This is a genomic window from Streptomyces pyxinae, assembly GCF_024756275.1.
In the GTDB taxonomy this organism is placed as follows: domain Bacteria; phylum Actinomycetota; class Actinomycetes; order Streptomycetales; family Streptomycetaceae; genus Streptomyces; species Streptomyces pyxinae.
The window spans coordinates 35,686-56,140 of record NZ_JANUGQ010000016.1; the positions used below are offsets into that span (position 1 = coordinate 35,686).

At 72.9% G+C, this 20,455-nt stretch carries 20 protein-coding genes and 2 pseudogenes; 6 read left to right on the top strand and 16 right to left on the bottom strand.

Annotation, left to right across the window (positions count from 1 at the left end):
* Positions 1 to 14: 14 nt before the first annotated feature.
* From NX801_RS19005 to afsQ1, 5 genes are all read right to left on the bottom strand, one after another.
* Positions 15 to 653 carry a VanZ family protein gene (locus tag NX801_RS19005; RefSeq protein ID WP_258788969.1) on the bottom strand — a complete coding sequence of 213 codons (639 nt, stop codon included), beginning with the start codon at positions 651 to 653 and terminating at the stop codon, positions 15 to 17.
* Positions 654 to 887: 234 nt separating this feature from the next.
* On the bottom strand, positions 888 to 1,142 hold the full coding sequence (locus NX801_RS19010; protein WP_258788970.1) for a type II toxin-antitoxin system Phd/YefM family antitoxin: 255 nt from the start codon (positions 1,140 to 1,142) through the stop codon (positions 888 to 890).
* A 144-nt stretch (positions 1,143 to 1,286) separates the two neighbouring features.
* The gene (locus tag NX801_RS19015; RefSeq protein WP_258788972.1) at positions 1,287 to 2,072 is read right to left on the bottom strand and encodes a hypothetical protein; all 786 of its coding nucleotides are present in this window, start codon (positions 2,070 to 2,072) and stop codon (positions 1,287 to 1,289) included.
* A 199-nt stretch (positions 2,073 to 2,271) separates the two neighbouring features.
* Entirely contained in the window at positions 2,272 to 4,116 is a 1,845-nt protein-coding gene (locus tag NX801_RS19020; protein WP_428986180.1) for an ATP-binding protein, read from the bottom strand.
* Positions 4,014 to 4,691, bottom strand: coding sequence for a two-component system response regulator AfsQ1 (gene afsQ1, locus NX801_RS19025; protein ID WP_258788973.1), 678 nt, complete (start codon positions 4,689 to 4,691; stop codon positions 4,014 to 4,016). Before afsQ1 ends, NX801_RS19020 begins: the two co-directional genes overlap by 103 nt.
* Before the next feature lie 170 nt (positions 4,692 to 4,861).
* Here afsQ1 and NX801_RS19030 point away from each other — a divergent pair, with 170 nt between their 5' ends.
* Both NX801_RS19030 and NX801_RS19035 read left to right on the top strand, forming a co-directional pair.
* Entirely contained in the window at positions 4,862 to 5,614 is a 753-nt protein-coding gene (locus tag NX801_RS19030) for a SigE family RNA polymerase sigma factor (RefSeq protein WP_258788974.1), read from the top strand.
* Positions 5,615 to 6,321: 707 nt separating this feature from the next.
* A complete protein-coding gene (locus tag NX801_RS19035; protein WP_258788975.1) occupies positions 6,322 to 6,837 on the top strand; it encodes a DUF6879 family protein in 516 nt (171 codons plus the stop codon).
* 114 nt (positions 6,838 to 6,951) lie between these two features.
* Here the strand turns inward: NX801_RS19035 and NX801_RS19040 are convergent, their stop codons facing one another.
* The 11 genes and pseudogenes from NX801_RS19040 to NX801_RS19090 all read right to left on the bottom strand — a co-directional run.
* Positions 6,952 to 7,419 carry a hypothetical protein gene (locus NX801_RS19040; RefSeq protein ID WP_258788976.1) on the bottom strand — a complete coding sequence of 156 codons (468 nt, stop codon included), beginning with the start codon at positions 7,417 to 7,419 and terminating at the stop codon, positions 6,952 to 6,954.
* 90 nt (positions 7,420 to 7,509) lie between these two features.
* Positions 7,510 to 7,734: a DUF397 domain-containing protein gene (locus NX801_RS19045; RefSeq protein WP_258788977.1), complete on the bottom strand. Its 225-nt coding sequence runs from the start codon at positions 7,732 to 7,734 to the stop codon at positions 7,510 to 7,512.
* Positions 7,735 to 7,984: 250 nt separating this feature from the next.
* The gene (locus NX801_RS19050; protein WP_258788978.1) at positions 7,985 to 8,815 is read right to left on the bottom strand and encodes a helix-turn-helix domain-containing protein; all 831 of its coding nucleotides are present in this window, start codon (positions 8,813 to 8,815) and stop codon (positions 7,985 to 7,987) included.
* A complete protein-coding gene (locus NX801_RS19055) occupies positions 8,812 to 9,333 on the bottom strand; it encodes a DUF6879 family protein (protein WP_258788979.1) in 522 nt (173 codons plus the stop codon). Before NX801_RS19055 ends, NX801_RS19050 begins: the two co-directional genes overlap by 4 nt.
* The gene (locus NX801_RS19060; RefSeq protein ID WP_258788980.1) at positions 9,317 to 9,526 is read right to left on the bottom strand and encodes a hypothetical protein; all 210 of its coding nucleotides are present in this window, start codon (positions 9,524 to 9,526) and stop codon (positions 9,317 to 9,319) included. The genes NX801_RS19055 and NX801_RS19060 overlap by 17 nt, the downstream gene beginning before the upstream one ends.
* A 158-nt stretch (positions 9,527 to 9,684) precedes the next feature.
* Positions 9,685 to 9,983: pseudogene (locus NX801_RS19065) on the bottom strand (helicase); the annotation flags it as partial.
* A 59-nt stretch (positions 9,984 to 10,042) separates the two neighbouring features.
* Entirely contained in the window at positions 10,043 to 10,579 is a 537-nt protein-coding gene (locus NX801_RS19070) for a DUF6879 family protein (RefSeq protein WP_258788981.1), read from the bottom strand.
* Positions 10,560 to 10,778 (bottom strand): hypothetical protein, encoded by a 219-nt coding sequence (locus NX801_RS19075; protein WP_258788982.1) that lies wholly within the window; start codon positions 10,776 to 10,778, stop codon positions 10,560 to 10,562. Before NX801_RS19075 ends, NX801_RS19070 begins: the two co-directional genes overlap by 20 nt.
* Before the next feature lie 230 nt (positions 10,779 to 11,008).
* Positions 11,009 to 12,367, bottom strand: a complete 1,359-nt coding sequence (locus tag NX801_RS19080) for an AAA domain-containing protein (RefSeq protein WP_258789078.1) — start codon at positions 12,365 to 12,367, stop codon at positions 11,009 to 11,011.
* A gap of 31 nt (positions 12,368 to 12,398) precedes the next feature.
* Positions 12,399 to 13,985 (bottom strand): hypothetical protein, encoded by a 1,587-nt coding sequence (locus tag NX801_RS19085; protein ID WP_258788983.1) that lies wholly within the window; start codon positions 13,983 to 13,985, stop codon positions 12,399 to 12,401.
* A gap of 245 nt (positions 13,986 to 14,230) precedes the next feature.
* A pseudogene (locus NX801_RS19090) lies at positions 14,231 to 15,355 on the bottom strand (hypothetical protein); the annotation flags it as partial.
* A 465-nt stretch (positions 15,356 to 15,820) separates the two neighbouring features.
* Between NX801_RS19090 and NX801_RS19095 the strand changes: the two are divergent.
* From NX801_RS19095 to NX801_RS19110, 4 genes are all read left to right on the top strand, one after another.
* Positions 15,821 to 16,417: a histidine phosphatase family protein gene (locus NX801_RS19095; protein WP_258788985.1), complete on the top strand. Its 597-nt coding sequence runs from the start codon at positions 15,821 to 15,823 to the stop codon at positions 16,415 to 16,417.
* Positions 16,418 to 16,743: 326 nt separating this feature from the next.
* On the top strand, positions 16,744 to 17,502 hold the full coding sequence (locus NX801_RS19100) for an acetoacetate decarboxylase (RefSeq protein ID WP_258788986.1): 759 nt from the start codon (positions 16,744 to 16,746) through the stop codon (positions 17,500 to 17,502).
* A gap of 59 nt (positions 17,503 to 17,561) precedes the next feature.
* A complete protein-coding gene (locus NX801_RS19105; protein ID WP_258788987.1) occupies positions 17,562 to 18,605 on the top strand; it encodes a 3-hydroxyacyl-CoA dehydrogenase NAD-binding domain-containing protein in 1,044 nt (347 codons plus the stop codon).
* A 146-nt stretch (positions 18,606 to 18,751) separates the two neighbouring features.
* Positions 18,752 to 20,347, top strand: coding sequence for a CoA transferase (locus NX801_RS19110; RefSeq protein ID WP_258788988.1), 1,596 nt, complete (start codon positions 18,752 to 18,754; stop codon positions 20,345 to 20,347).
* Positions 20,348 to 20,455 lie beyond the last annotated feature (108 nt).

Sequence of the window (20,455 nt, forward strand, 5' to 3'; positions counted from 1 at the left end):
GACAAAGCGTCGGACTACGGGGCGATACCGACCCTGGGAATCGTCGGGGTCGGCCCCTGAGCCGGGTCGTCCCGTCGCAGGGCCCCGCCCCGGCCGGAGGTCATCCCATAGGCGGAGCCACGGGTGGGACCCTGGGCGGAGCCGTAGGAGGGCCGGTCCGCGGAGCCGTAGGAGGGCCGGCCCCCGCCGCGCGCCGTGCCGTCCCCGGCACCCGCCCGGAGGGCGCTCCACCGCCGCAGCCGCGCCCGGAGCGCCGGCACCACCAGCAGATGGGCCAGGGCCACCCCGGCCGTGTTCAGCAGCAGCGCGTCCACGTCGACCACCCGGCCGGGCACGGCGGTCTGGAAGAGTTCGATGCCGACCGAGACGAAGGCGCCCGCCGCGACGGTACGGGTCAGGGAGCCCCAGGGCGACACGTCCAGCCGCCCGCCCGCCACCGGCAACAGCACCCCCAGCGGCGCCAGCAGCACCATCCCGGCGCAGATCCGCCGGGCGGCCTCCACCGGTCCGAGCGCCAGATCCGCCTTGATCCCGGCGAGCAGTTCCAGATTCGGCGCCGTCACCCAGGGCACGTACCGCGGCCGAAGGGTCAGCCAGCCCACGAGCACCAGATGCGCGAGGAGCAGAACCGCCCCCGCCGCGCGGACGCGCATGGCGGCACTGCCGCCCGAACCTTGACGCTGCACGCCCCCCTAGACGCGGCCATCGCGACCATCGGTTCCGCCCCCGCCCCGAGACCCACGCCACCCCGGCTCCGGGTCCCCGCCACCCCCGGCCCGGTCGGGCGCGGCGGCGCTCCGCGAGGACGGCCCGGGGGCATCGCTCTCGGAGGTGCCCTATGAGAGGCCGCCGGCGGTGTCCCCGGGCATGCCTCAGCCGGGGCCCCTTCACCCCGGATCCACCAGCCCGTGCCGAGAGACGTCCTCTCCGCGCATGGCGTTCCCGTAAGCCTCGAACAGACGGCGGGCGTTCGCGGGTGAACGCAGGAGATAGGCCCCCTCGCGCAGCGCCGCGCACTCCTCCGCCGGGAGCAACACCGCGTTGCCGTGCGCGGAGACGATCTCTACGGCCTCGCAGTCCTCGTTGACCTTTCTGATCAGCGACATGAGCTTCTCGCGGGCCTCGTCGGCTGCGACGGCCATGTCCGCTCCCTTCTGCCCTCTTCTGATCCCTTTTGATCCGTGTGGTCCGACGACCTCAAGCGCCCTGGGCGACCGGCTACCGCCCGGTGGGGCCGGCCGGCGACGGGCGGAGGGTGGTGCGGAGGCGCCCGGGGCGGGGCGGGCTCACTCGGCGGGGCTGGGGAAGGTGGTCTCGGGGCGGTCGCGGAGGTCGGGGGTGCAGGCGTAGCGGCGGGGCGGCTCGGTGTCGGGGCCGCCGAGGACGACGGCGCCCCGGACGGAGGTGTCCGCGTGGTCGGCGTAGGTGCAGACCAGCTGGGCCAGCCCGGCCGGGTCCAGGTCCTCGGGCCGGCGGCTCAGCCGCAGGGTGCCGCCCGGGTCGCCGGGCCGGCCGGTCGTGACGGTGAGAGGCCGCTCAAGGTGCGTGCTGAAGCCGGCCACCCGTTCCGCCTCGGTGGGCTCGGCCAGCAGCCGGGCCAGCAGCGCCTGGGCCCGGGCCACCCGGCTGGCACCGGTCGCGGCGGGCTCGGGTGCCGTGCGCTCGACCGGCCGCAGCCCGGAGGCGCAGACCAGTTGGACCCGCAGGGTGATGGTGCCCGGGGTCGGCCGGGCCGACCGGTCGGTGGGCAGGGCGCAGGCCGCCCGGGAGGGCGCGGCGCCCGCGTCGACCGGCACCGAGGTGGTACGGATGCCGCAGCCGGTGGCGAGGGCGGCCAGCAGCACGGCCCCGGCCGCCGCCCCGACCCGCCGCCGCACGACCCGGACCGGCACCGGCGCCCGGCCCGCCGGACGCGCCCCGTCGGCGGGGGTCGGGTGGGCCGCCGGGGCCCCGTCGGCCACGAGGGCCCGGTCGGCCACGAGGGCCCGGTCGGCCACCGGGGCCGGGGCGCCGGCGAGGGGCCGCGCCCGGTCGGGCAGGGGCTTCCTGGCGGCCCGGGATCGGTCAGCCACGAGGGCCGGGTAGGCCGCCGGGGCCCGGCCGGCAACCGTGCCCGGCGTGTCCGCCGGACCGGGCGCGCACGCCTGCGCGGCCAGGGGTAGCCGGTCGGCCACCGGGGCCGGGGCGCCGGCGAGGGGCCGCGCCCGGCCGGTCAGGGGCTCCCCGGCGGCCCGGGCCCCGTCAGCCACGAGGGTCGGTCCGGGCCGGGACTTACGCGCCGCCATCCGTACCGCCCTTCTTCCCGCGCCGGTCGTGCTTGTCGCGCTGCTTGTCCCGCTTGTCGGGCTGGCTGGCGCCGGGCCCGTCCCCGTCGCCGCCCGCTATGGCGGAGGCGTCCCGGGGCAGCCGCAGCCGGAACACCGCGCCGCCGCCGTCCGGCGAGTTCGCGGCCGTGATGTCGCCGCCGTGGATCAGCGCGTTCTCCATCGCGATCGACAGACCGAGCCCCGAACCCTCGCTGCGCGGACGGGAGGCGCTCGCCTTGTAGAAGCGGTCGAAGACATGCGGCAGCACGTCCTCCGGGATGCCCGGCCCGTGGTCGCGGACCTCGATCAGCAGCTCATCGCCGGCCGTCCGTATGGACACCCGCACCGGTGAGCCGCCGTGCTTCAGGGCATTGCCGATCAGATTGGCCAGGATGACGTCGAGCCGGCGCGGATCGAGCCGGGCCATGATCCCGCGCTCGGCGTCCAGTTCGACCGCGTCCAGCCAGGCCCGGGCGTCGATGCAGGCGGTGACCTGGTCGGCCACGTCCACGTCGTCCAGCACCAGCCGGGCCGTACCGGCGTCGAACCGGGTGACCTCCATCAGGTTCTCGACCAGGGTGTTGAGCCGCCGGGTCTCGCTGACCACCAGCGCCACGGCCGGCGCGATCATCGGGTCGAGCGACTCGCCCTCCTCCTCCAGCACCTCCGTCACAGCCGTCAACGCGGTGAGCGGGGTGCGCAGTTCGTGTGACATGTCGGCGACGAACCGGCGGCTCGACTCCTCCCGCGCGCTCATGTCCGCGACCTTCTTCTGGAGGTTCTCCGCCGCGTTGTTGAACGTCCGGGACAGCTCGGCCAGTTCGTCCGTGCCGGAGACCCGCAGCCGCGTGTCCAGCCGGCCCTCGCCCAGCCGGCGGGCCGCCTCACCGAGCCGGTGGACCGGCTTCAGCACGGTGGTCGCCGCCGCCTGCGCCAGCAGGGCGGAGCCCAGCAGCGCGAGCAGCGTGGCCACGCCCAGCGACCAGCCGAGCGAGCTGAGGTCCTGGCGCTCCTGCTCCAGCGACTTGAGCATGTAACCGGTCGGCCCGCCCCCGATGATCCGGGTGCCGCCCACCAGATACGGCGTGCCGCCCTTCTCTATGCGCACCCAGAAGAGGTGGTACGGGAATTCGTTGCCGGAGTCGACCTGGCGCTCCTGGTCCACCTGGGTACGCAGCCCGGCCGGCACGTCCCGCAGGGAGAACCGGTCGGCGTCCGAGGCGCCGATGGTCTGCTTGCCCGGCTCCCCCTCACCGACCAGCAGCACCCGGTAGCCGGAGCCGCCGTTGGCCATGTCCTCGGCGGTGCGCCGCAGTTCGTCCGCGTCGGGCCGCACCGGCAGGGCGGCGGCCCGGGTCTGCATCTCCTGCCGGAAGTCGTTGAGCGAGGCGTCCTGGGTGCGCTGGAGCACGGCCTCGCGGTTGAGCCAGTACGCGATCCCGGAGGCGGACACCGCCGCGGTGAGTGCCACCAGGGCGAAGACCACGACCAGCCGCAGCCGCAGGCTGGAGAGCCGTATGCCCGCCAGCAGACCGCCCCGTCCGCCCCGCCCGGCCCGGCCGCCCGGACGCCCCACCGGGCCCGCCGGGGCCAGGTCGTCCGCCGGGTCGCCGGAGCCGCCCGGGGCTCCCGCCGCCCGGCCCGTACCGCGGCCGGCACCCGCCCCGGCGGCACCCCGGGAGGTGGCGCGGGCGTCGTTCCGTGCCGTCACGAAGGGACGTCCAGCCGGTAACCGACGCCCCGGACCGTGCGGATCAGGGTCGGGGACGACGGCACGTCCTCCACCTTGGCCCGCAGCCGCTGCACACACGCGTCCACCAGCCGGGAGTCGCCCAGGTAGTCGTGCTCCCAGACCAGCCGCAGCAACTGCTGCCGGGACAGCGCCTGACCGGGCCGGCGGCTCAGCTCCAGCAGCAGCCGCAGCTCGGTCGGGGTGAGCTGGAGGTCCTCGCCGTTCTTGGTCACGGTCATCGCGGACCGGTCGATCACCAGCGCGCCGAACGTCGCGGAGTCCGTCGACTCCCGCTCGCCCCGCCGCAGTACCGCCCGGATCCGCGCGTCCAGCACCCGTCCCTGCACCGGCTTGACGACATAGTCGTCGGCGCCGGACTCCAGCCCCACCACGACGTCGATGTCGTCGCTGCGGGCGGTCAGCAGGATGATCGGCAGCTGATCGGTGCGCCGGATGCGGCGGCACACCTCGAAGCCGTCGATGCCGGGCAGCATCACATCGAGCACGATCAGGTCGGGCCGCTGCTCACGCAGCAGTTTCAGGCCGTCCTCACCCGTCGCCGCGGTCACCACACGGTGGCCCTGGCGTGACAGGGAGAGTTCGAGGGCCGTGCGGATGGCGTCGTCGTCCTCGATCAGCAACAGGAAAGGCACGGCGTCATTCTGTCCCATGCCCGGTGGGAGTTCGACCGGCGCTCCCGGGGCTGCGAGCGCCGCACCCCTGTGACAGCCCTGTGACATACGGCGGACACCGCCATGAAGTCGGCCCGGCAGGCTGTTTGTCACACGGACCGCACAGGGACTCCAACCGAACGGGGGGCGCGATGAACGCACTGCACAGCACCACCTCAAGCGCAGTTGTCACGCGTCTCCACGACGTCACGCGGAGCGACGTCACCAGGAGCACCGAGAAGTCCGGTGTCGTGAACGGGCGGGGGTGCGTTCGCGGCGCCGGACGTCAGCACAAGGCGCCGTACATGGTCGCCGTGGCTGACGGGGGAGAGGCGTACGGGGAGGTCTCGGGGGAGCGGCCGGACGGGACGGGCCGGGGGAGCGCCGAAGCGGCCTTCACCGCCTATGTCCAGGAGCGCCGCGCCTCCCTGTACGCCACCGCCTATCACCTCACCGGTGACCGGCACGAGGCCGAGGACCTGCTCCAGAGCGCACTGTTCTCGACGTACCGCGCCTGGGAGCGGATCAGCGACAAGGCGGCGGTCGGCGGCTATCTGCGCCGGACCATGACCAATCTGCACATCAGCGCCTGGCGACGGCGCAAGCTCAACGAGTACCCGACGGAGGAGCTGCCGGAGACGGCGGGCGACACCGACGCGATGCGCGGCACCGAACTGCGCGCGGTGCTCTGGCAGGCACTGGCCCGGCTGCCCGAACTCCAGCGCACCATGCTGGTGCTGCGCTACTACGAGGGCCGCACGGACCCGGAGATCGCCGACATCCTGGACATCAGCGTCGGCACGGTGAAGTCGAGCATCTGGCGCTCGCTGCGCCGACTGCGCGAGGACGAGGTGCTGAGCTTCGGCCGCGACCAGGAGGAGTCCTTCGGCCAGCTGGTGGCCTGACGGACCCGGAGTGTCCCGCCGCCACCCGGTGGCCGGCGGGAAGCGAGCGTCCCCCGGCCACCCGGTGGCCGGGCGGACGGACGGGGGGCCGGCCGTCGTTCCGGGGGGAGGCGACGGCCGGTACGGGGAAACGGGTCCTGCGGGGGACGCGGGGGATGGGGCCCGGAAGAACACGGGGGAGCACGGGGGACGCCAACGGGGGACCGAAGGGGGGCGACGGGGGCACGGGGGACCGACGGGGGAACAGCACGAAGACGGCGCGGCGCCGGACGGGATCGGGGGGTCCCTGTCCGACGCCGCGCCGTCGCGCTGGGCGGTGCGCCCCGCACGAGAGGCACGGACCTCATCTCCGCCCGTACACAGCTCCAACCCACCAGACGAGCTTCGGCCGCGAAGGCCGGGCTTCTCCGTCGCTTCGGCTGGACGGCTGGGCGGCTCAGTTCAGCGTGCGCGCGATTCGGGGAGCAGACGACCGCTGCCGCGGACGGGTAGGAGGGGCGTTCCGGGGAGAAGCCGGTTCCGGGCGAGCACCTGAACCAGGGAGGCGGCCATGGCTGCGGGGTTCAGGGGAGGAACTCTTGTGGCAGGGATGGAGACCGAGCGCCCGGACCCGGGCGGAGCGCGAGGCGAGCGGTCCCGCTAACGGCCCGGCGCCCCACAGTGAAGCCATCGTGAGGATCCGGTCCCGATGATCAGGGAGGCATGTGATGCCGTCGAACGTGCCCAGCTTCGCTGAGCTGCTCGGCCGGTGCGAGCGGTCAGCCGTTCACCTGGAACTGCGCGACTCCTATGCCCCGACGGACCGGTTCGAGGCGTGGAAGCGGGGCGAGCGGATCGATTGGGAGGACCGCGCGTCCTGGTGGCATCCCTACGATCAGCTGATCACGGACACCGTGACCCGGGGGGTGTCGATCCGCCGGGCCCGGGTGGTCTCCGAGCCCGTGTCGGACTACATCCGATGGGAGCACTACGTCACCCGCGCCAATGTCACGGCGGGTGAGGAAGTGCGGTGGTTGCCACGGCGACGGGCCACGAGTATCGCCCTGCCGGGCAATGACTTCTGGCTCTTCGACGGCACCCTGCTCCGGGTGCACCACTTCTCCGGTGATGGAGCGGTGGTGGAGGACGAGATCACGACGGACCCGGAAGCCGTGAAGCTGTGCGGTGCCGCCTTCGAGGCGGTCTGGGAACGAGCGACCCCGCACCACCTGTACGGGATCTGACGCAAGCGGGCTCCATGGCCCCCGCACCCCTCCTCACTCATCCAGAAGGCCCGCGAAGAACTGGCCGGCCGTCTGCGTGAGATCCGGAAGGAGGCGGGGATCGGCGGGCGGGGCCTATCGCGACGGGCACTCCAGTTCCGGTGTGGTCCGGTTCGGGGAGCAGCACACGAGAGCCAGGGACAGGAATGAGGGACGTTCCAGGTAGAAGCCGTGTGACACGTCCCCGCCCCGACCGAGCCGTTCGGTGGCGGATTCGACCAGTATGGCCAGCCATGTGCTGTCACGGTCCGACTCGGAGGCGAATCGTGTCGCGTGCCCGGTGAGCTGTTCGCCGAGCCACTCCGCCGCTTCCTTCGCCTCCTCCCAGGTGCCGCGTACCAGCTTCCCGGGCTTGATCAGCCAGTACGCCGTTTCCAGCGGAGGAAGGTCCACGAGTGGGAACTCCGCCTTCACTTCCTTGTACCGCTGGATCAGCTCCGGTCTGCCGTCGGCCGGTGGAGGGTCCGGATGGGGAGGCCGCCGCAGGGCCTCGTCATCGAACCGCTGCTTGGGGCCGGTCCACAGATACCCATGGTGGTGCAACTGTCGTTCCCCTTCGGGGGAGGGCGGGGTGAATGGGATCCGGCCGGTCCCTGCCTGGGGAGGGGGCGAGGAGCGGCCGGAGGCGGAGGGTCAGGCGGACAGCCCGAACCGCGCCGGGTCGATACCGGCCGCGTCCAGCTCGGCCGTGGTGAAGCGCAGCGGCTCCTTGTCGGGCCGCTTGCTGTCACCGAGGGCCCAGGCATCGTCTCCGATCCGGGCCAGGGTCACGCATCCCTCGGTGCAGGGGCCGCCGCACGCCTTCACGAACGACGCCCCGTCGATTTCGAGTGTGTACAGCTCACTTCCGTCCAGCATCACTGCACCTTCCTGCTCATTTGGTCGCGGCCATGACCGACCGCGGCTGCCCATGGAGGGGCGGGAATTCAAAGGGCCGAGCCGCGCCTCGACCAGCCGGAGCGCTTGCCGTGATCCGAGCGCCGGAAGTGCGTGCACGATGGCCACTCGAACGTGGCCGAAGACGGAAGGCCCTGCCCAGCTCATGACTCGTCCATGATTCACCAGCCGAAGGGTTTCGCCCAGCGTTATTCCCGTTCCGGACTGAAGATCATCGATACCCCTCGGCCCATTTCCGAAGCAGAATCCTTGCCTCTTCGTCGAGCCGGGCTTGACTTTCGAACAGCGAGAAAATCGACAAGTGTTCGGAAATATCGCGGGAATCACGGAAGGCCAGGCGGCCCGTGAAGCTTTCGACCGTGACAAGGCGTTCGTCGTAGATCGTGAATGTGTTCATGGGGCCACGGGGCGTGACTGTGCCGGCCGGAATGACGCCGACGCGGAGGTTCGGCAGACGGGACAGCGATATGACGCGGTCGATCTGTACGGCCATGGCTGCGGGAGGAATGACGGCCCACCTTGCGGCCTGTTCGGTGAGGAGGAAAGTAAAATTCTTGGACGTGTCGTAGAGAATCGCCTGGCGTTCCAGTTTTCGGGCGATCGTCTTGGAGGGATCGCCCGGTGTGTGAGTCAGGCTGGCGCGGATGAAGTCTGGGGTCGCAAGCAGGCCTGTGATCATCGCGGGGAGGAAGTACCGAAGCTCGCTTGCCTCGGATTCCAACGACGCCAATTCTGTCTGCCGCTTTTCCGCGCCGCGCCGCCACGATGAGCGCTTGCCCTGCCACTCGGTATTTGCCATACCTGCGAGGGTCGTCATCTCCGCGACTACTTCAGGTGGTGCATTCAGCGCTTTAAGGATGCGCTCAACATCTACGAGATTCGGCGTCTTCTTGCCTGTCTCGAACTTACTGATCTGGCTTTGAGACATGCTGCAACGCTGAGCGAGCCGATCTCCTGTGAGGCCGGCTCGCCTGCGTAGCTCACGGAGCTTTTCTGCCAGGTTGAGCCTGGACTGATCCAGCTGTTCGGGCTCGAATGTCACCCGGGTTCTTTCACGTACTCGGTAAACGGTACGGAGTGGGTCAGGGCAATGTTCTGCCACTCCAGGTACGGTGTGATATCGCCCGTGAACAGCTCCCGATTGATCTGTGTGCCGTCCGGTCGAAAATTCAAGTGAACGATTCGTGACTCATCGAACATCCACCAGTCGGTGCTCGACAGTGGGAGTCCGTAATCTTTCTGCGTCACATCCAGGATGCGGATTTCCTCCCCGGCGTCGATATTTCCCGGAATTCCCCAGGTGAACTGGTACCGCTGGTAGTCCGTCAGTGGCCGGCGGACGACCCGTACGCGGCCGATGGTCCGCCCCGAAGTCACGAAACCGTGTACGCGCTCGTGCCACCCGGTGTTGTGGTCAACGGGCTTCGGCTCGCCTCGAAGGAAACGAGCGACGTTCGCGGCCTCCTTGGGCATGGTGTAGGTGGGTTGGGCCTCGAAGCGCCACGCCGTACGCTCATACGCGTCGAACGTCCTTTGCCATTCGTCACCATCCAAGAGCATGTACGGCCTCCCTGAGTACCGCTTCCGGGATCTCCACCAGAGCTTCGCCTTCCGGCGGCTGGAAGGCGCGGGAGATGGTCCCCTGGACCGCGATCGACCCCCTGGCCGTGCGGTAGACGTTCGGACAGTCGTCGTCGTCGCATTCGGGTCCGTTGAAGCTGCCCGTCAGTCGCGTCAGTTCGCTGCGCGCCATGGCACCCCTCTCACCCGGCCCCGGTCGGAGCCCCTGACCGACGACGCTACGGAGCGCGTCGCCCCTCGTCCACGCCGACTCCGGAATATTCCCGACCCGGCATAAACGGACTTGACGCCTGCCAACGGCCGGGCATGGGCGGGCCGTTCACACCCAGGTCAGGGCCGCCAGGGCACGCGGTGTTCGGCCAGGTGGGCGAGGACGGTGTGGTTGGCCTCCCAGCCGTCCGGGAACTTGACCGTGACGCCGAGCTGGACCGGCTCGGTGGAGGGGTGTTCGTCCAGCAGCTCGGCGACACCCGCCCGGCAGACCACGACGCAGGCGTGCCGGTGGCGGGAGGCCAGCACGCAGAGGCGGCCGGTCTCCAGGTGGAAGGCGGAGCGTCGTACTCCTGCCCCTGGAGCCGGTTGGCGGTGTCCACGGTCACCCCGGAGACACCCGACTCGGTCAGTACGGCGTACCCAGCGGAGACCCCGAAGGGCCTCCGCCAGGTCTCTCCGTTCCCGCGCTTGCGTTTCAGGTTCGATAGGCACTGAATGGTACGGCGCTTTCCAGGGCGAGATCCCGCCATGCGAGATACTTGCCGATATCCGGGTCTTCGACCAGTTCCCGATTGATCTGTGTCCCGTCGGGACGGTAGTTGAGGTGTACGACCGTCGACTCGTCGAACATCCAGAAGTCCTGTTCCGGAAGTCCCGGGCTCGTCCGGTCGGTCACATCAACTAGGTGATAGTCCTCCCCGGCTGCGACGTTCCCAGGGATGCACCACTCGAACAGGTAACGGCTGTACGGGGTGAGCGGTCGGCGCACGATCTTGGCTCGCGTCATCGTCCGCCCCGCCGCCGCGTGGTCCTTGATCAGCTGGTGCCAGGAGGCGTTGAACTCCTTCGGCCTCTCGGCTCCCGAGAGGAAGTCGCGGACCGTTTCGGCCTCCGCGGGCATGGTGTACGTCTGGTGCACCTCAAGCCGGAACGCGGACCGCTCGAAGTCGCGGAAGTACGCCTGCCACTCGTCGCCGTCGAGCAGTACGGGGCTAGAGCCATCCACGGGCACGGGCCGCCTCCTTCAGGACCTCTTCGGGGATCATCACGACGGACTCACCCTCCGGTGTCCGGTGGGCCACGTCGTAGCCCTGCACCGCCAGCATGGCCGGGTCCGGCATCTCGTACACGGTCGGACAGTCGCCGTTCTGGCACTTGTCGTCGTCCCCGCTGCCGCACGGTCCGCCGGCGATCGCGTGTAACTCTTCCACTGAGGGCCCCTTCCGGTCCTGGTGTGGTCAGCACGCTACGGACGGTGACACCTCCACCACAAGGGAGGCGAGCCGCTAGTCACGTACTCGCATAAGCCCGGGCCCGTCAGGCAGGAGGGGATGGCGGTCGACCAGCGCCGACAGAGCGTGGGCGCCTGGCCGCCGCATGACCGGCGGCGTGGACCGCGCTGCTGTGCGATCGCGTTTTCGGAGGCATCCGGCTCCGTAGGTCAGGGCCGCCAGGGCACGCGGTGTTCGGCCAGGTGGGCGAGGACGGTGTGATTGGCCTCCCAGCCGTCCGGGAACTTGACCGTGACGCCGAGCTGGACCGGCTCGGTGGAGGGGTGTTCGTCCAGCAGCTCGGCGACACCCGCCCGGCAGACCACGACGCAGGCGTGCCGGTGGCGGGAGGCCAGCACGCAGAGGCGGCCGGTCTCCAGGTGGAAGGCGGTGGCGTCCGGGCGGCCGGAGAGGGGGTGGAGCACCACGGTGACGTCGTACTCCCGCCCCTGGAGCCGGTTGGCGGTGTCCACGGTCACCCCGGAGACACCCAGCTCGGCCAGTGCGGCGCGCACGGCGGCGGCCTGGTCGCGGTGGGCGGTGCCGACGGCGATCCGGCCGGGTGTCAGCGGTACGGGACCGGGCTCGCGCTCCGAGACCGCCGCGCCGCCCCGGTCCAGCAGCCGGCGCACCACCAGGGCCACCGCCCGTACCGCCTCGGGGTCGGTGCGCGGGGTGCGGCGGGCGGGCAGCTCCAGCAGGCCCCAGCCCGACTCGGCCGCCTCGTCCAGCACCCGGTCGGGCCCGGAGCCGTCGGAGGGCACCCCGAAGGAGAGCCGCCGGTCGCCGGCCCCGGTCCCGCTGCGGAACGGGGTGTACGGGTAGAAGGCGCCCGACACCAGCGGCGCGGCCGAGGCGGGCAGCCGCCAGGAGACCGGCAGCCGGTGCTGCGGCAGCTCCGGATTGTGCGCCAGCAGGGTGGAGACGGCGCTCGCCGAGGGGTCGTACGACAGCCCGGCCCACTGGTCGGCGCCGACCACCGAGAACGGGTCCAGCTGGCCCGGGTCACCGACGAAGAGCGCCCGCTCGAAGAGGCCGGCCACCGCCAGCAGCGCGTCCGAGCGCATCTGGTACGCCTCGTCCACGATGGCGTGCTCCCACGGATCCACGTTCCTGACGTGCGCCCACTTGGCGGCCGTGGAGATCACCACCGGCAGTCCGGCCAGGTCACCGGCCTTGGCCGACTTCCGCACCTGCTCCAGCTCGTTGAGCGCCGGGTCGTAGGGGTCGGCGTCGCTGCTGTGCAGCCGGCCCACCGGAAGCTCCGGCTGCTTCTCCGCGAGCCGCAGCACCAGGTCGTCCACCTGGGCGTTGGTCTGGGCGACCACCATCAGCGACCGGCCGGCCGCCGCCAGCTCCAAGGCGGCCCGCACCACCAGGGTGGACTTGCCGGCCCCCGGCGGGGAGTCCACCACCACGCCCCGGGCCTCGCCGCGCAGGGTGTCGGCGAGGATCGCCCCGGTCGCCCGGGCCGCCGCCGCGCCGGGGTCGAACGGCTCACCCCCGGTACGGCGGCCGGGGTCGGACATCAGGGTCACGGCAGGTCCTCCGGGGTGACGGTCACAGCAGATCCTCGGGGGTCACGGGGTCGGGGCTCTCGGGGTCGGTGCGCGGCGGGCCGCCATGGGTCCAGGGGGTGTCCTCGGGCTCCGGCAGCCCGGCACCGGTCCGCTGCTCGTGCTCGAAGAGCGTCCAGGTGATCAGGTCGCCCTTCTCCGGCACCGAGCCCTCGGCCGGCTCCCTGGCCCGGCCCATCCGGTCCAGCAGCCGCAGCACCGCCGAGCCGTCCTCCTCGTACCGGACGAACTCGGCGCTCTGCGGCTTGCCGTCCAGCGAGCGGAAGACCTTCACCCGCTCGGCCAGGTGCGGGGTGTCGTCGGTCCGGACGGTGAGCAGCGGCCGGGGCGACGGGCGCTTGGACTCGGTCCAGGCCATGGTCACCTCCACCACCTGGGCCGCGAACGCCTCGCCCGCCAGCCGCCGCCCGGCCATCACCAGCGGATCGTCCAGCGCCTCCTGGGCCTCCAGCTGGGCCTGGGCGGACTCCCGGGCGGCCAGCTTCCGGGCGGCCGTCACCGCGTCGTCCCGGCGGGGCTGCGGCGGCTCGCCGGCCGCCACCCGGTCCCGGTGGCCGGTGAACGACCAGCGGTCCCGGGTCCACCGCTCGGCCACCCTGGCCCCCGGCGCCAGCTCCCGGAGCAGCCCGACGGTCCGCCACACCGCGTCCCAGGTGGGGCGCAGCTGGGAGAGGAGCAACCGCCGGACGGCCTCCTCGGCCCCGTGCAGCTCGCCGAGGAGCCGGTCGGCCGCCTCGCCGTCCGCCGCCTCGGCCAGCAGCTGCCGGGCCCGGTCGTACCGCTCCACCGCCGGGGCCAGCAGCTTGTTGTCGAAGGCCGGGTCGGTGGCCGGTCCGGCGGGCGGGCACCGCAACTGGCCCTCGTCGTCCCGGTCCAGCTCGGCCCGGAGCGCCGCCGCCGCGCCGGTCTCGCCGGCCGGCGCGTCCACCCAGGCGAGCAGGGCGCCCAAGTGCTGGTCCTCCAGCGAGGACTGGCCGGTCGCCCAGTGCCGGCCCAGCAGCTCGGTGGCGGTCAGCAGCAGCGCCGAGCCGGGCACCCGGCCGCGCTCCCCGTAGTGGGTCAGCCACCGGCCCAGCAGCGGCACCCGGGGCGGCGCCGGGAACGGGGTCTCCGGGTCCTGCTCGGCGGTGCGCCGGAACCGCATGGACCGCCCGAGCAGCCGTACGTACTCCGCCCCGGCCCGGCTCGGCACGATCAGCTGCGGCGCGTCGGCGCACAGCTCGACCTCCACCTTCACCTTCTTGCCGGTCTCCGGGTCGGTCGCGCTCTGCTCGGCCGGCTCGACCTCGGAGACGTACCCCTCCAGATACGGCAGCACCGCGTCGGCCAGCTCCGCCAGGAAACCGAACCGCAGCTCGCGGTCGCGCGGCTGCGGTACGGCCAGCAGCCGGGGGCGCTCCGGGTCGGTGCCGACCAGCGCCCCCAGCGGCGCACCCGCCTCGCCCGCCGTGGTGAGCGGTACGAGGACCAGCGGGCGGTCGGAGAGATGGCGGTGGCGGACGGTCGCCAGCGGCTGGGCATGGCCGGACTCGACCGCCTCCAGTCGGGCCAGGGTCCCGATCAGAGACATTCCGCACCCGCCTTGCCCTCGGGGCGGGGCGCGCCCACGGACGGCTGCTCGCCGGGTCCGGCCGCCGGTCCGGCGGCCCGCCCCGGGGCCGACGCGCCCGGCGGCCCGTCACCGGATTGCCGGGCGCCCGGCACCCCGGTCCCGTCGGTCGGGTCCGTGTCCGGGGCTCCGGTGCCGTCGGTCGGGTCGGCTTCCTGGGCCCCGGTCCCGTCGGTCGGCTCCGCCAACGGCATTCCGCCCCCGCCGGCGGTCCGGCCGCTCGCCGCCGCCAGGGACTCGGCCCGCAGCGCGGCGGCCCGGCGCAGGGCGGCCACCGCCGGGTCGGCCGGATCGCCCGCCTCGCCCCGGGCCGCCGCCAGCACCGCGCCGACCGTGGTCAGCCCGCCCAGCTCGCCCCGGACCGAGCGGCCGAGCGCCTCCACCGCGTCCGCCTCCCGGGCCCGGGAGCGGCAGTGGAAGGCCAGCTCGCAGCTGCTCAGGCACTCGGGGGCGTACGCGTGCGGCACCGCCTCCACGGCCTCGGCCAGCCGGTCCGGGGAGCACGCCGCCAGATCGAAGGTGACCCCCTCGGGCAGCGCGGCGGCGATCTCCTCCACCCGGGTCGTCCGGGCCAGCTGCCGGCGGGTGACCGAGAGCTGCTTGCGCACGTCCACCACCGAGGCGGTCGGCTGGTTGGAGAAGTCCCTGGGGCAGACCAGCAGCACCGAGTGGGCCACCTCCGCCCCCTCGGTCAGCGCCGCCGTCCGCTCCAGCGCCAGCACATAGACCGCCGCCTGGCGGGCCGCCGCGCCCACCTTGGCCGCGTCCGCCGAGCCGTCGATCATCGGGAACGACTTGATCTCCACGACGGTCCACCGCCCGTCCGGCCCGACCACCACCGCGTCCGGCTCCAGGAAGACCGGTGAACCCGCCACCTCCAGAGCCAGCAGCGGATGGTCCAGCAGCGTCCACTCCCCGGCCGCCGTCGCCTCGCGCAGCGCCAGCGCCGTCCGCGCGGTACGGCCCTCGGGCCCGGGCGCCGCCAGGTCCGGCACCCGGGCCCCGGACGGGTCGGCCACCCCGAGCAGCCGCAGCAGCTCCAGGCCGCCGTCCTTCTTGACCTTCGCCTCGAAGGCGTGGCCCCGCATGAAGGCGAACTGCGACTGGCCGTACCCCGAGGGGGCGCCCAGCGCGGTGGCCAGCGCCGCCTTGTCGATCCCGGCGCCGTCCAGCAGGGCGCGTCTGCGGCAGCCCGGGTTCGCCGCCAGCGCGGCCAGCGCGCGGGCGTCCAGCGGGTGCGGTGGGGCGGCCGGTCCGCGCAGCGCGGCGAGCCGCTGCCGGAGGGTCGTCTGCGGACGCTGGGGCGGTCCGCCGTGCGGGGAAGCGCTCACCCGCCGAAGTCTCGCATCCACCACTGACAGCGCGGACTCCACCCGGGACGACGACCCTCCACCGGGCGGTGCCTCCGCCGGGATGGTGAGCCTCCGCCGGGGCGATGACCCTCCACAGGGCCGTGGGCCTCCGCCGGGCGTGGGAGCACCCGGACGGTGACCCTCCGCAAGAGGGGTGACCCCTTCGCCGGGCACGGGAGCAGCCGGACGGCGGCCTTCTGCCGGGGCCGCGCCCCGGCGGTGTGTCTCGACGCTCCCCGACGCGACGCCCCTCGACGCCCCCTTGGTGACGCCGGGTGCCGGTGAGCCATGATGGACATGGTGGAGGTGTCCGCTTTGCACACCCTGTGTGCGGCGGCGGTCATCGATCACCGGTCGTCGGTCGTCAGTCGCCGTTCACCGATCGACGACCGCCTCGGAGGAACCAGGCAGATCCAGCAGATTCGGCAGATTCAGGAGAGCTCCATGGCACCGCGGATCCTGCTCGCCCGGCACGGCCAGACCGAATGGTCGCTGCTCGGCAAGCACACCGGCAGGACCGACATACCCCTGCTCGAAGAGGGCCGCACCGGTGCCAAACTCCTGGGGGAGCGGCTGCACCGCGCGCCCTGGGACGGCCTGGCGGAGTTCGAGATCCGCACCAGCCCGCTGGTACGGGCCCGGGAGACCTGCGAGCTGGCGGGCTTCGGTGACCGGGCCGAGCCGTGGGACGCCCTGATGGAGTGGGACTACGGGGCGTACGAGGGAATGGCCCCGGACGAGATCAAGGCGGACCGCCCGGACTGGTTCATCTGGCGCGACGGCGTCCCGGAGGGCGAGACCCTGGCGCAGCTCTCCGACCGGGCGGACCAGGTCGTGGAGTGGGCCCGCTCGGCCGACCGGGACGTACTCGTCTTCGCGCACGGCCACATCCTGCGCTCCATCGCCGCGCGCTGGCTGGGCGAGGACATCTCCTTCGCGGCCCGCATCCGGCTGGATCCGACCAGCCTCTCCGGGCTGGGCTGGGCGTACGGCGCCCCGGCCGTCGAGCGCTGGAACGACACCGGCCACCTGGAGGCCTGATCGCCGCCCGGCCCCCTTTCCGTACGGCTCCGGCCCGTCCCCCCGCCCCGCTCAGGGCGCCGGGAGCGGGCCGGAGCCGTACCCGGAGCCGTTCCCGGGGCCGGGAAGTCCTCCGGCCCGGGAGCGGGCCGGGGCGTCCGGTCGGTCAAGGGACGGAAAAGAGTGCGCGGGTCACGTTTCCCGGGGAATATCCCGGCCAGATTAGTTGCTATATACATCGGTTTCCTCGGTGCGGCACCGCGCCGGCCGGGGAGCCCGAAGGGGCCACTGGCGACCCACCGGACCAGGGGCCTCCGGGAAACCCGACGCGGTACCGAGGAGGGCTCATGCGCCAGGAAGATGTCATAGCCGGTCCCACCACCCCGCTGGACGCGCCCGCTTTCCCGCCCGGCCCCTATCGCTTCACCGACCGGGAGTATCTGAACATCACCTATCGCACCGACCCCGAGGCCCTGCGCCGGGTGGTGCCGGAGCCGCTGCGGGTGGCGGAGCCGCTGGTGCGCTTCGAGGTGATGCGGATGCCCGATGTCACCGGACTGGGCGACTACACCGAGTCGGGCCAGGTGCTCGCGGTGGAGTACGAGGGTGAGCGCGGCGACTACCCACTGGCGATGTATGTGGACAACCACCCCGCCATCGCCTCCGGCCGGGAGACCGGCGCCTTCCCCAAGAAGGCGGGCAGGCCCAGGCTGTACACCGACTCCGACACGCTCGTGGGCACACTGGACTACGGCTCGCTCCGGGTCGCCACCGCCACCATGGGCTACAAGCACCGGACGCTGGACGAGAGCGAGGCGCGCGCGGAGCTGACCGCACCCGCCTTCCAGTTGAAGAAGCTGCCGCACTACGACGGCTCGCCCCGGATCTGCGAGCTGGTCCGCAGCCAGATCACCGAGGTGACGGTGAAGGGTGCCTGGACCGGGCCCGCCCGGCTCCAGCTCTTCGCGCACGCCCTGGCCCCGCTGGCCGATCTGCCGGTGCTGGAAGTGGTCGCCGTCTCGCATCTGCTGACCGACCTCACCCTGGGGCGGCCCCAGGTGGTGCACGACTACCTCGCCCCGGCCGGTGGGCGGTCCGGGCAGTGACCGGGCCCCTCCCTCCTCACCCTTCCCCCTCCACAGTCGTACGGAAGGACACCCCTCGCATGACCACCACGAGCAACGGCGAGCGCGACGACCATCGCGGCAGCGGCAGCGGCAGCGGCAGCGGCGACGGTGACATCCTCGCGGCCCACCGCCGGGTCACCGTCGTGGGCGCCGGGGTCATCGGCACCTCCTGGACCGCCCTCTTCCTCGCCCATGGCCTGCGGGTCACCGTGAGCGACCCGGCCGAGGGCGCCGAGAAGGCCGTACGTACCCAACTGCGCGAACTGGCCGCCGGCTTCGCCGCCGTCGGCACCCCGCTCCCGGACGAGCCGCTGCCGCTGCGCTTTGAACCGGACCTGGAGAAGGCCGTCGCCGACGCCGATCTGGTCCAGGAGAACGGCCCCGAACGGCTGGAGCTCAAGCGGGAGTTGTTCGCCCGGATCGAGGCCGCCGCACCCGCCCGGGCCCTGCTGGCCACCTCCACCTCCGGGCTGTTGCCCAGCGACATCGCCCGCGATCTGCGCGAGCCCGAACGCCTGGTGGTCGCCCACCCGTTCAACCCGCCGCACCTCCAGCCGCTGGTCGAGATCGTGCCCGGCGAGCGGACCTCGCCGGCCACCGTCGACCGGGCGGTCGCCCTCTACCGGGCGCTCGGCCGGCGGCCGCAGGTACTGCGCAAGGAGATCAGCGGCTTCGTCGGCAACCGGCTCCAGTCGGCGCTCTTCCGGGAGGCCGTGCACCTGGTGACCGAGGGCGTCGTCACCGAGGAGGAACTCGACGCCGTGGTACGGGACTCCATCGGGCTGCGCTGGGCGGCGGCCGGACCGTTCCGCAGCTTCCACCTCGGTGGCGGCCCCGGCGGACTCGCCCACTTCCTGGACCATCTGGCGCCCGGGATGGAACGCCGCTGGCCCGACCTCGGCACGCCCAGCTTCGACGCCCCCACCCGCCGACTCCTGCTCGAACAGGCGGAGGAGAGCTTCGGCGCCCACCCGTACGCCGAGCTGACCGCCGAGCGCGACCGCACCCAGCTCGCCCTGCTCCGGGCCCGCGCCGAGGCGGCCGGAGAGCCGTCACCGGGGGCGGCCGACCAGCCCGGGTGACCCCGGGACGGCCCGAGTGGCCGCGGGGCAGCCCGAGTGACCCCGGCGCCCCGCACCTCGGGCCCGACCCCGGCCCCGGCCACCGCCTCCGGCCACTCCCGCGCCCCGGCACGACCGACCAACCCCCGTCGGAAGGAACCACCTCCATGACCGCCACGACGGACACCACCGCCGCCCAACCCACCACCGCCACCCGCCCCTCCGCCTCGACGCACCCCACCCGCTCCACCGACCTCACCGAGCGGCTCACCGCCGCCGTCCGCGCGCCCGCCACCGACGACACGTACGACCTCCACGGGCAGCTCGACGAGGTACTGGCCGGGGTCGGGCTGAGCGCGGCCGACGCGGGCGGGCCCATTCGGTTCACCGGCGCCGACCCGATCGTGCCGAGCACCCTGCGGCTCGCCTCCGCCACCGCCGTCGCGCTCACCGCCAAGTCGGTGGCGGTCGCCGCGCTCTGGCGCGACCGGGGCGGCGAGGGCCAGTCGATCTCCATGGACCTGCGGCGCGCCCCGCACCGGCTCTGCCCGTTCTACGACCGCCGCTGGGAGCTGCTCAACGGCTTTCCGCCGGGCCGCCCCTCCGACCCGCACAACCCGATGACGCTGGACTTCTACCGCGCCGGGGACGGCCGCTGGGTGATGCCGCTGGAGATGTACCCGGGGCTCAAGGCCCGGACGCTGCGGCTGCTGCGCACCTGGGAGGACCGTACGGCGGTGGCGGAGGCGGTGGCCCGCTGGAACGGCGCCGAGCTGGAGGCGGCCGGCGCCGAGGCCGGGGTCGTCATGCCGATGCTGCGCTCCACCGAGGAGTTCCTCGCGGAGCGGCAGTACCGCGAGGTGCTGGCCGGCCTCCCGCTGGTCGAGGTCGAGAAGATCGGCGACAGCGAGCCCGAGCCGCTGCCCGAGGGTGCCGAGGCCCCGCTGGCGGGCGTACGGGCCCTGGGCATGGGCCATGTGATCGCCGGCGCGGGCATCGGCCGGGCGCTCGCCCTGCACGGCGCGGACGCCCTCAACCTCTGGCGGCCCGGCGAGTGGGAGCACGACGTCGTCTATGTCACCGCCAACACCGGTGTCCGGTCCGCCACCGTGGAGCCGGCCACCGCCGAGGGCGCGGCGACGGTACGGGCGCTGCTCCGGGACTCCGACGTGTTCTACGCCAACCGCCGCCCCGGCTACCTCGCCCGGTTCGGCCTCACCGCCCGGGAGGCGGCCGAGATCCGGCCCGGCGTCATCCACACCACCGTCACCCTGCACGGGGAGGACGGCCCCTGGTCCCAGCGGGTCGGCTTCGACCAGACCGCCGGCTGCGTCACCGGGATGATGACCCTGGAGGGCACCCCGGACGCCCCGAAACTGCCGTACATCAAGGTGGTCAACGACTATCTGGTGCCCTGGCTCGCCACCGCCGGGATCGTCGCCGCGCTCCGCCGCCGGGCCCGCGAGGGCGGCAGCTACCGGGTCCATGTCTCGCTGACCCGGGTCGCCCTGTGGATCCTGTCACTCGGCACCTTCGACAAGGCGTACGCCCACGAGGTCGCGGGCACCGGGGAACAGCACGCCTACCTCGACCCGGAGACCTTCACCGCGGACACCCCGCTCGGCCGCTACCAGGGCGTCACGGACCAGATCGAGATGTCCGGCACCCCCGGTGCCTACCGCCCGTCGTCCCTGCTGGTGCCGCGCGGCTCCGGCCGCCCGGAGTGGCTGCCGGACACCTGCCCCCGGCCGGCCGCCGGCTGATGCCCGCCCGGGCCGCCGGCCCCGTGCCCGCCCCGCTGTGTCCGTACCCCCGCCGCCGTCCCGATCTTGTCCGAAAACCCCTGCTCCGCGAGGAAGCGGCAGGGAAGA

Bases quoted from the DNA above. Each gene is read 5' to 3' on its own strand.
- NX801_RS19005 (WP_258788969.1), bottom strand. From the start codon at position 653: ATGCGCGTCCGCGCGGCGGGGGCGGTTCTGCTCCTCGCGCATCTGGTG.
- NX801_RS19010 (WP_258788970.1), bottom strand. From the start codon at position 1,142: ATGGCCGTCGCAGCCGACGAGGCCCGCGAGAAGCTCATGTCGCTGATC.
- NX801_RS19030 (WP_258788974.1), top strand. From the start codon at position 4,862: ATGAACGCACTGCACAGCACCACCTCAAGCGCAGTTGTCACGCGTCTC.
- NX801_RS19035 (WP_258788975.1), top strand. From the start codon at position 6,322: ATGCCGTCGAACGTGCCCAGCTTCGCTGAGCTGCTCGGCCGGTGCGAG.
- NX801_RS19045 (WP_258788977.1), bottom strand. From the start codon at position 7,734: ATGCTGGACGGAAGTGAGCTGTACACACTCGAAATCGACGGGGCGTCG.
- NX801_RS19055 (WP_258788979.1), bottom strand. From the start codon at position 9,333: ATGCTCTTGGATGGTGACGAATGGCAAAGGACGTTCGACGCGTATGAG.
- NX801_RS19060 (WP_258788980.1), bottom strand. From the start codon at position 9,526: ATGGCGCGCAGCGAACTGACGCGACTGACGGGCAGCTTCAACGGACCC.
- NX801_RS19080 (WP_258789078.1), bottom strand. From the start codon at position 12,367: ATGTCCGACCCCGGCCGCCGTACCGGGGGTGAGCCGTTCGACCCCGGC.
- NX801_RS19085 (WP_258788983.1), bottom strand. From the start codon at position 13,985: ATGTCTCTGATCGGGACCCTGGCCCGACTGGAGGCGGTCGAGTCCGGC.
- NX801_RS19095 (WP_258788985.1), top strand. From the start codon at position 15,821: ATGGCACCGCGGATCCTGCTCGCCCGGCACGGCCAGACCGAATGGTCG.
- NX801_RS19100 (WP_258788986.1), top strand. From the start codon at position 16,744: ATGCGCCAGGAAGATGTCATAGCCGGTCCCACCACCCCGCTGGACGCG.
- NX801_RS19105 (WP_258788987.1), top strand. From the start codon at position 17,562: ATGACCACCACGAGCAACGGCGAGCGCGACGACCATCGCGGCAGCGGC.
- NX801_RS19110 (WP_258788988.1), top strand. From the start codon at position 18,752: ATGACCGCCACGACGGACACCACCGCCGCCCAACCCACCACCGCCACC.